Origin of the sequence: Corynebacterium sp. HMSC22B11, from assembly GCF_001815965.1 — a bacterium.
GTDB lineage: Bacteria > Actinomycetota > Actinomycetes > Mycobacteriales > Mycobacteriaceae > Corynebacterium.
In genome coordinates, this window is the sequence record NZ_KV823529.1 from 1 (window position 1) to 9,107 (window position 9,107).

The 9,107-nt window shown below is 64.1% G+C and carries 5 protein-coding genes; 2 read left to right on the forward strand and 3 right to left on the reverse strand.

Annotation, left to right across the window (positions count from 1 at the left end; all coding sequences use genetic code 11):
- Positions 1-80 precede the first annotated feature (80 nt).
- The 3 genes from HMPREF3088_RS09990 to dnaK form a co-directional block, all read right to left on the reverse strand.
- Positions 81-1,601, reverse strand: a complete 1,521-nt coding sequence (locus HMPREF3088_RS09990; RefSeq protein WP_070759831.1) for an acetaldehyde dehydrogenase ExaC — start codon at positions 1,599-1,601, stop codon at positions 81-83.
- Between the two features lie 283 nt (positions 1,602-1,884).
- The gene (gene grpE / locus HMPREF3088_RS09995; protein WP_070759832.1) at positions 1,885-2,547 is read right to left on the reverse strand and encodes a nucleotide exchange factor GrpE; all 663 of its coding nucleotides are present in this window, start codon (positions 2,545-2,547) and stop codon (positions 1,885-1,887) included.
- Positions 2,547-4,400 (reverse strand): molecular chaperone DnaK, encoded by a 1,854-nt coding sequence (gene dnaK / locus HMPREF3088_RS10000; RefSeq protein WP_070759833.1) that lies wholly within the window; start codon positions 4,398-4,400, stop codon positions 2,547-2,549. The genes grpE and dnaK overlap by 1 nt, the downstream gene beginning before the upstream one ends.
- Positions 4,401-4,698: 298 nt before the next feature.
- Between dnaK and HMPREF3088_RS10005 the strand changes: the two genes are divergently transcribed.
- Both HMPREF3088_RS10005 and HMPREF3088_RS10010 read left to right on the forward strand, forming a co-directional pair.
- Entirely contained in the window at positions 4,699-5,640 is a 942-nt protein-coding gene (locus tag HMPREF3088_RS10005; RefSeq protein WP_070759834.1) for an alpha/beta hydrolase fold domain-containing protein, read from the forward strand.
- Positions 5,641-5,857: 217 nt separating this feature from the next.
- Positions 5,858-9,107: (Fe-S)-binding protein (locus tag HMPREF3088_RS10010; protein WP_070759835.1), on the forward strand; the 3,250-nt coding region annotated here is incomplete at its 3' end.

The window sequence follows — 9,107 nt, forward strand, 5'->3', positions numbered from 1 at the left end:
ATTAAACCAGTCCAACTTTCGGGGGCTAGTTCACAGAGACGGGGGCCTCACGCTTGAGCCCAGAGCTCTAGAACCGCACCTTAGAACAGGCCCGTCGCGTTCTCCGAGTAGGAGACGAGCAGGTTCTTGGTGTGCTGGTAGTGAGACAGCATCATCAGGTGGTTCTCGCGGCCAATACCGGACTCCTTGTAGCCACCGAACGCGGCGTGAGCTGGGTAATTGTGGTACTGGTTCACCCACACGCGACCAGCCTGGATGTCACGGCCGGCACGGTAGGCAATGTTGCCGCTACGGGCCCACACGCCGGCGCCCAGGCCGTAGTTCGTGTCGTTAGCGATACGGATGGCCTCGTCGTAGTCCTTGAAGGTCACCACGGACAGCACCGGGCCGAAGATCTCCTCCTGGAAGATCCGCATGTCATTGGTGCCCTTGAAGACGGTCGGCTCAATGTAGTAGCCGTTCTCCAGCCCCTCGATCTTGTTGACGTTACCGCCGGTGAGGGTTTCGGCACCTTCCTTCGGTCCGATCTCCAGGTAAGAGCTAATCTTGTCCATCTGCTCACGGGAGGCCTGCGCACCCATCTGGGTTTCGGTATCTAGCGGGTTGCCCTTCTTGATGGCGTTCACGCGCTTCACGCCGAGCTCCAGGAACTCGTCAGCGATGGACTCGTGGACCAGCGCGCGGGACGGGCAGGTGCAGACTTCTCCCTGGTTCAGGGCAAACATCGCGAAGCCCTCGAGAGCCTTATCGAAGAATGCGTCCTTCTTATCCATAATGTCTGGGAAGAACAGGGATGGGGACTTGCCACCCAGCTCCAGGGTGACGGGGATGATCCGCTCGGCTGCGACCTTGTTGATGATGCGGCCGACCTCGGTGGAGCCGGTGAAGGCGATCTTGGCGATGCGCTTGGAGCCGGACAGGGCAGCACCGGCTTCCGAGCCGAGTCCGTTGACGATATTCAGGACGCCATCAGGCAGCAGGTCGGCGATCTTTTCAACCAAGTACAGCAGGGAGGCTGGGGTCTGCTCCGCTGGCTTCAGGACGATGGCGTTACCCGCCGCCAGGGCTGGCGCAATCTTCCAGGCGGCCATGAGGATTGGGAAGTTCCATGGGATGATCTGCCCCACGACACCCAGTGGCTCGTTGAAGTGATAGGCGACGGTGTCGTCGTCGATCTGGGAGAGCCTTCCCTCCTGGGCGCGCAGGGCACCGGCGAAGTAGCGGAAATGGTCGGCAGCCAGGGGGATGTCCGCAGCGAGAGTTTCGCGGACAGCCTTACCGTTGTCCCAGGTGTCCGCGACGGCGATTTTCTCGAGGTTCTCCTCGATACGGTCGGCGATGCGGTGAAGGATCAGGGCACGCTCGGCTGGGGAGGTCTTGCCCCAGGCTGGCGCTGCCTTGTGCGCTGCGTCGAGCGCGAGATCGATGTCTGCAGCCTTGCCGCGGGCCACCTGACAGAACACCTCACCGGTGACGGGGGTGACGTTGTCCAGGTACTCGCCATCGACTGGTGGGATCCACTCGCCGCCGATGAAGTTGTCGTAGCGCTCACGGAAGTTGACGATCGCACCGTCGGTCCCTGGGTTCGCATAAATAGTCATGTACTGCCCTTTCTGGTTGAGCTCAGGTGAGCTTGTGACGCATATTACATTTGGCCAGAAAACTATGTCACTGTTTTCCTTAACCGATTACCCCCGCGCCCACCCCCTCCCCCCTAAGTTCTCCGCCCCCTCCTTTAAGCCCTCAATGCAGCACCGGCACATTGTCGCTCGAGAGGTGTTCCATAAGAGCCCGGCGCCGCTACGGCTAGCGTCGAAGCGGCGCCGGGCCATAGACAGCAAAGACCCGGCACCCTGATGGGTGCCGGGTCTTATGACGCGGTTTTTACTGCGGATCCGCGATGACAACCATCGCGTGGCGGAGCACTCGCTCCCCCATGCGATAGCCCTTGCGGAGCACGGTGCCCACAGCCTTCTCGTCGCCAGAGGACATGTCTTGCACGGCCTCGTGAAGCTCCGGGTCGAAGGCATCGCCCTCGGCGCCGAAGACCTCCACCTTGGCCCCGCGCAGAACCGTGTTCAGCTTGTCGGACATTGCCTTGAGCGGTCCGGTCAGGTCGCCGTGTTCGGCGGCCAGATCCAGGTCGTCCAGGATCGGCAGGAGGTCCGTGGCCAGGCTGGCCTTGGCTGCCTCCACTGCTGCCACCCGGTCGCGCTCAGCGCGGCGACGGTAGTTGGCGTACTCGGCGGTGACCCGCTTCAGGTCCTCGGTGCGCTCTGCCAACTCGGCCTCAGCCGGGCTAGCCGCCGCCTCCGGGTCCACCGAAGGGTCAACCGTGTCGTCGCCGTCGGCCAGGTCGGCCGCAGCGTCGTCGGCTGCTGCCTCGGCGGCGTCGCGCTGGGCGTCCTCCTGGGCCTTCGCGGCCGCTTCGGGGGACTCGCCCGGCGCCTCGCCGGCATTGTCGACGGCCGCATCCGCCTCTGGGTCAGTGACCGCCGGATCACCTGGGTTATCCGGCATCTCGCCGGAGGTGTGTGCGTTCGTCATTACTTCTTCTCATCCTCGCTGTCGTCCTCGTCGACAACCTCAGCGTCGACGACGTTCGGATCCTCGGAGCCTGCGTCCTCAGCGTCGCCTGCCTCGCCGGCCTGGGCTGCCTCGGACTCGTAGATGGCCTTACCCATCTCCTGGGACTCCGCGGAGAGCTTCTCCATGGCGTCCTTGATGGCCTCGATGTCATCACCCTTCAGGGCCTCGTCGACAGCCTTGGCTGCCTCCTCGACCTTGTTCTGGATGTCCTCGGAGACCTTGTCCTTGTTGTCCTCGACGAACTTGCGGGTCTGGTAGACGGTGGACTCTGCGGAGTTGCGGACCTCCTGCTCCTCGCGGCGCTTCTTGTCCTCTTCAGCGTGAGCCTCGGCGTCCTTGATCATCTGGTCGATCTCGTCCTGGGAGAGGCCGGAGCCATCCTGGATCTTGATCGTGTTCTCCTTGCCGGTGCCCTTGTCCTTCGCGGTGACGTGCACGATGCCGTTGGCGTCGATGTCGAAGGTCACCTCGATCTGCGGGACACCGCGCGGTGCCGGAGCGATGCCGCCGAGCTCGAAGGAGCCGAGCAGCTTGTTGTGCTGCGCCATCTCGCGCTCGCCCTGGAAGACCTGGATCTGCACGGAAGGCTGGTTGTCCTCAGCCGTGGTGAAGGTCTCGGAACGCTTCGTCGGGATGGTGGTGTTGCGCTCGATGAGCTTGGTCATCACGCCACCCTTGGTCTCGATGCCGAGGGACAGCGGGGTGACGTCGAGCAGGAGGACGTCCTTAACCTCGCCGCGCAGAACACCGGCCTGCAGGGCCGCGCCGACAGCGACGACCTCGTCCGGGTTCACGCCCTTGTTCGGCTCCTTGCCGCCGGTCAGCTCCTTTACCAGGTCGGTCACGGCTGGCATGCGGGTGGAGCCACCGACCAGGACGACGTGCTCGATCTCGTTGATATCGACGTCGGCGTCCTTGAGGACGGCCTGGAAAGGCTTCTTGGTGCGGTCCAGCAGGTCCTGGGTGATGCGCTGGAACTCGGTGCGGCTCAGCGTCTCGTCCAGGAACAGCGGGTTCTTGTCGCCGTCGACGGTGATGTACGGCAGGTTGATGCTTGCCTGCTGGGAGCTGGAGAGCTCGATCTTCGCCTTCTCAGCGGCCTCGCGGAGGCGCTGCAGGGCCATCTTGTCCTTGGTCAGGTCGATGCCGTTGGCGTTCTTGAACTTCTCGACCAACCAGTCGACGATCGCCTGGTCCCAGTCGTCACCGCCGAGCTTGTTGTCACCGGAGGTTGCACGGACCTCGACGACACCGTCGCCGATCTCCAGGAGGGAGACGTCGAAGGTACCGCCACCGAGGTCGAAGACCAGGATGGTCTGTTCCTTGTCGCCCTTCTCCAGGCCGTATGCCAGTGCTGCGGCGGTCGGCTCGTTGACGATGCGCAGGACGTTCAGGCCTGCGATCTGGCCGGCGTCCTTGGTTGCCTGGCGCTGGGAGTCGTTGAAGTAAGCCGGCACGGTGATGACCGCGTCGGTGACATCCTCGCCCAGGTAGGACTCGGCGTCGCGCTTCAGCTTCATCAGCGTGCGTGCGGAGATCTCCTGTGCGGTGTACTTCTTGTCGTCGATTTCGACGTTCCAGCTGTCGTTGCCGATGTGGCGCTTGACAGAGCTGATGGTGCGGTCAACGTTGGTGACCGCCTGGTTCTTTGCGGACTGACCGACCAGAACCTCGCCGTTCTTAGCGAAGGCTACGACGGAAGGCGTGGTGCGTGCGCCCTCGGAGTTGGCGATAACGGTTGCCTCGCCGCCCTCGAGCACCGACACCACAGAGTTCGTGGTTCCCAGGTCAATACCTACTGCGCGTCCCATTGTCTTTTCTCCTTTTTGTTGTGGGTTTTATGTGCTGGCCCTTGCGAACCTCTCACTAAGCCTTAGCGCCCTAGACTCAAGTTTTATTCCCAGCGTTCGGAAAATCTTTTAGCCTTCTCCGAAAGCCAGCGATTTTCAGTTGTTTTGAGCCCTTCGGCAGCCTCGGAGTCCCTGCATGAGTGCCAGCGCCTCAACTTCTGTAACCAAGTATCCAGAGATTTCATTCCCGGTCAAGCCAAATTGAGTGCAATGCGCTCAGCTTCCACGATTTCCGCAGCGCAGACTAGGCTAAACAGCCATGAGCCTGTCGATGCACATCGCCGCACTCTTTCCGGACCCGCGCGTTCAGCGCGCCAAGAAGCAAACCGGCATCGCCCGGAAGACTGCCATCGTGCCGGATCCACCCCACGAGGTGCGCCAGCACTATGCCGTCTTCGAGCACTGGCACTCAGGCTTTCCCATTTACTCCATCACCCAGATGGTCTTCGGAGACTCTCAATCCGCCGAGGCGCAGGAGTATGACCCGAACGCGCCAGCCCTCGACGAACTCACGCCCCAACAGACCGCTAAGCGCGCGGTCCTTTACATTCCGGGCGGCGACTTCTCCGACTACATGCCCACCGCCGCCTGGCGCTTCGTCACCGACCTGGTGGACGCAGGCCTGCGCGTCGACATCCCCCTCTCCGGCCGACTGCCGGACTACACCGCCCGGGAAGCCGTGCCGTTGGTGCGCCGGGCCTACCAGGATCTCCTGAAGGAGCACGGGGCGGAGAACATCACGGTCATCGCCGATGGCTCCGGAGCAGCGCTCGCCCTCGGCAGCCTGCTGGCATTCCTACCGGACGCCAGCCCCGCCAACGTCATCCTCGTCGACCCCTGGTACGACCTCGTCGCGAGCGGCTGGCAGCAGGAACACACGGGAAGGGTGGCGTCCTACTTAAAGGAGGTCTCCCACCGCTGGGCCGGCGGTCAGCTGAATAACGCGAAGGTCAACCCCGGCGTCATGGAACGCCAGGAGTGGCGCCAGTGGGCGGGTTCCACCTTCCACGTCTTCGTCGGTGGGCACAGCCAGCCGATGCGGGATGCGCGGCGACTCGAGAAGGACCTGAAGAACGCGGACGTGGCGGTGGAGGTCACACGCGTCGAAGGAACCGTCTACATGTACCACCTACACCGGACCAGCGAGGGGCGCCGCGACCGCCGTCAAATGACCCGCATCGCGCAGGGGCAGGGGGACTAAAGCGCGACCCCGATGGCGCTGTGTTCCGCATCACTAGTGGTAGAGCGCCGATTCGTGAGCCAGCACACAATTTAAGCAACATTTCTATTGCTTATTTCGCCCCCGGGGCGAGGCCGAAAAAGTGTATATACCTGCGGTTAAGCTGCTAACGTACCCATGAAGTAACGGAATTATAGGTATCCAGCTCATCCGAGACTGGCTTATAAAGGAGTACTCCATGTACCTGCTTGCAGCAGGGCAGGCGACAAGCACTGACATTCCGTGGAATGTCACGGTCCCCCTGGGGATCATTGGCGCGCTGCTCTCCATCCCAGCCTGGATTTTCTTCATCCGCGGTGCCCTGCAGATCTTCAAGACGATCCGCCTGGGCCAGCCGGCGCTGAAGCGCACGGATAACCCCGGCGCCCGCCTTGGCAACCTGATCAAGGAAATCCTGGGCCACACGAAGATGGCCAAGAAGCCTGGGGTCGCGATCGCCCACTGGTTCGTCATGGTGGGCTTCCTCCTGGGCTCCCTGGTCTGGTTCGAGGCCTATATTCAGACCTTCAACCCGGAGGGCGGCTGGCCGATCATCGGCGACTGGGCCGTCTACCACTTGGTTGACGAGATCCTGGGTATCGGCACCACCCTTGGCATCATCGCCCTGATCATCATCCGCCAGAACATCGGCGATAAGGAGCGCAAGGCCCGCTTCTACGGCTCCAATGCCAAGGCCGCATACTTCGTCGAGATCGTGGTCCTGCTTGAGGGCCTGGGCATGATGTTCGTGAAGGCCGGCAAGATCGCTACCTTCGCCAGCTACGAGGGTGGTCACGCCGCCACCGACTTCCTGACGATGCAGATCGCGAAGATTCTGCCCGAGTCCCCACTGATGGTCTCCGTCTTCGCTCTGGTCAAGCTGCTCTCCGGCATGGTCTGGCTGTTCATCGTTGGCCAGAACATCACCTGGGGTGTCGCATGGCACCGCTTCATGGCGTTCTTCAACATCTTCCTGAAGCGCAACTCCGACGGCCGTAACGCGCTCGGCGCGGCGAAGCCGATGACCTCCCAGGGTCGCATCCTGACCATGGAAAACGCCGATCCGGACACGGATAACATCGGCGCCGGCTCCATCGAGGACTTCACCTGGAAGGGCTGGATGGACTTCACCTCCTGTACCGAGTGTGGCCGCTGCCAGGAGCAGTGCCCGGCCTGGAACACGGAGAAGCCGCTGAGCCCGAAGAAGCTCATCATGGACCTGCGCGACCACGCGGTCGCTTCTGCCCCGTACCTGCTGGAGAAGGCTTCCGCCCCTGCCGGTGGCGGCCTGTTCACCGGGGACGCCACCGAGGTGGACCCGGCAGCCGAGGCGCACTCCGACATGCCACTGCTGCAGCTGGTCGCCGAGGGCGAGATGGGTGTTATCGACCCGGACGTCCTGTGGTCCTGCACCAACTGTGGTGCCTGTGTCGAGCAGTGCCCGGTGGACATCGAGCACATCGACCACATCGTCGACATGCGCCGCTACAAGGTGCTGGCCGAGTCCGAGTTCCCGACCGAGCTGGGTGGCCTGTTCAAGAACATGGAGACCAAGGGCAACCCTTGGGGCCAGAACAACAGCCAGCGCTCCGACTGGATCCAGAAGGCGAAGGCCGACGGCATCGAGGTGCCGGTCTTCGGCGAGGACATCGAGAACTTCGACGACACCGAGTACCTGTTCTGGGTCGGTTGCGCCGGTGTCTACGACGACAACGCCACCAAGACGACCCGCGCGGTCGCGGAGCTGCTGTACACCGCTGGTGTGAAGTTCGCCGTTCTGGGTGAGAACGAGGGCTGCACGGGTGACTCCGCCCGCCGCGCCGGTAACGAGTTCCTCTTCCAGATGCTGGCTGAGCAGAACATCGAGACCTTGGACAACGCCTTCGAGGGCGTGCCGCCGAAGCAGCGCAAGATCGTTGTTACCTGTGCTCACTGCTTCAACTCCCTGCGCAACGAGTACCCGGAGATGGGCGGTAACTACGAGGTCATCCACCACACCCAGCTGCTGAACAAGCTGGTTCAGAAGGGCTACCTGGAGCCGGTGAACACGCCGAACTCCAGCCGTACCGTGACCTACCACGACCCGTGCTTCCTGGGCCGTCACAACAAGGTCTTCGACGCCCCGCGTGAGCTGATCGGCGCCTCTGGTGCTGAGCTCACCGAGATGCCGCGCAACCGCAACACCGGCTTCTGCTGTGGTGCTGGTGGTGCCCGCATGTGGATGGAGGAGGACCTCGGTTCCCGCATCAACCTGAACCGCACGGACGAGGCGCTGGCCACCGGCGCGGACGCCATCGCAATTGGTTGCCCGTTCTGTAAGACGATGATCAACGACGGCGTGAACAACCGTCAGGCAGACATCGAGGACAAGAGCGAGCGCACCCAGGTTCTGGACATCGCCCAGATGTTCCGCGAGTCCATCCTGGTCGACGGCGAGCTGCCGGCACCGCGCTCCCCTGAGTTCCTGGCCGCCCCTGAGCGTGGCTGGGTCGACGAGGAGAAGCTGGCCCGCGAGGAGGCCGAGCGCAAGGCCGCTGAGGAAGAGAAGCGCCGCGCTGAAGAGGAGAAGAAGCGCAAGGCGGAGGCCAAGGCTGCTGAGGATAAGAAGAAGCAGGCCGCCGCTGCCGCTGGTGGTGCTGCGGCTGCTGGCGCCGCGGGTGCCGCTGCCGCCGCCCCGGGTGCGCCTGGTGGCGCTCCGGCTGCTCCTTCTGCCCCGGCCGCACCAGGTGCCCCAGCAGCTCCTGCTGCGGGTGCCCCGGCTGCCCCAGCTGCTCCTTCCGCCCCGGCGGCCCCGGGCGCTCCGGCCGCACCGTCGGCCCCGGGTGCTCCAGCGGCACCGTCTGCAGGCGCTCCAGCAGCTCCGGGTGCCCCAGCAGCACCGAAGGCTCCGGGTGCTCCGGCAGCTCCAGGTGCCCCAGCGGCTCCGGGCGCTTCCACCCCAGCCGCACCGAAGGCTCCAGCGGCACCGAAGGCTCCAGCGGCACCAGGTGCTCCAGGCGCCCCGGCTGCACCGGGGGCTCCGGGTGCACCGGCCGCCCCGGGCGCATCCGCACCAGCGGCTCCTGCCACCGAGGGTGACGCTGCAGCTGAGAAGCCAGCAGCACCGGCTGCGGAAAAGACCGAGTCCGGCGCCATCAAGCTGGGCAGCACCACTCCGGGCGCGCCAGGCGCTCCAGGTGCACCGGCTGCACCGGCCGCAGCACCAGCGGCAACTGCCCCTGCAGCAGCTCCAGCGGCTGAACCAGCTGAGGCTCCGGCCGCACCGGCAGCCGAGCAGAGCGAGCAGGCAGAGGCGCCAGCTGAGCCTGCAGCCCCGGCAGCTGAGGCACCGCAGGCCGCTGCACCGGCATCGGGCGCAACCGAGGAGGGTGGCGTGATCAAGCTCGCCGCCTCCACCCCGGGCGCTCCGGGTGCACCGGGCGCGCCAGCGGCTCCTGCCGCACCGGCTG

Coding starts and splice junctions, on each gene's coding strand:
- dnaK (WP_070759833.1), bottom strand. CDS start 4,400: ATGGGACGCGCAGTAGGTATTGACCTGGGAACCACGAACTCTGTGGTG.
- HMPREF3088_RS10005 (WP_070759834.1), top strand. CDS start 4,699: ATGAGCCTGTCGATGCACATCGCCGCACTCTTTCCGGACCCGCGCGTT.
- grpE (WP_070759832.1), bottom strand. CDS start 2,547: ATGACGAACGCACACACCTCCGGCGAGATGCCGGATAACCCAGGTGAT.
- HMPREF3088_RS09990 (WP_070759831.1), bottom strand. CDS start 1,601: ATGACTATTTATGCGAACCCAGGGACCGACGGTGCGATCGTCAACTTC.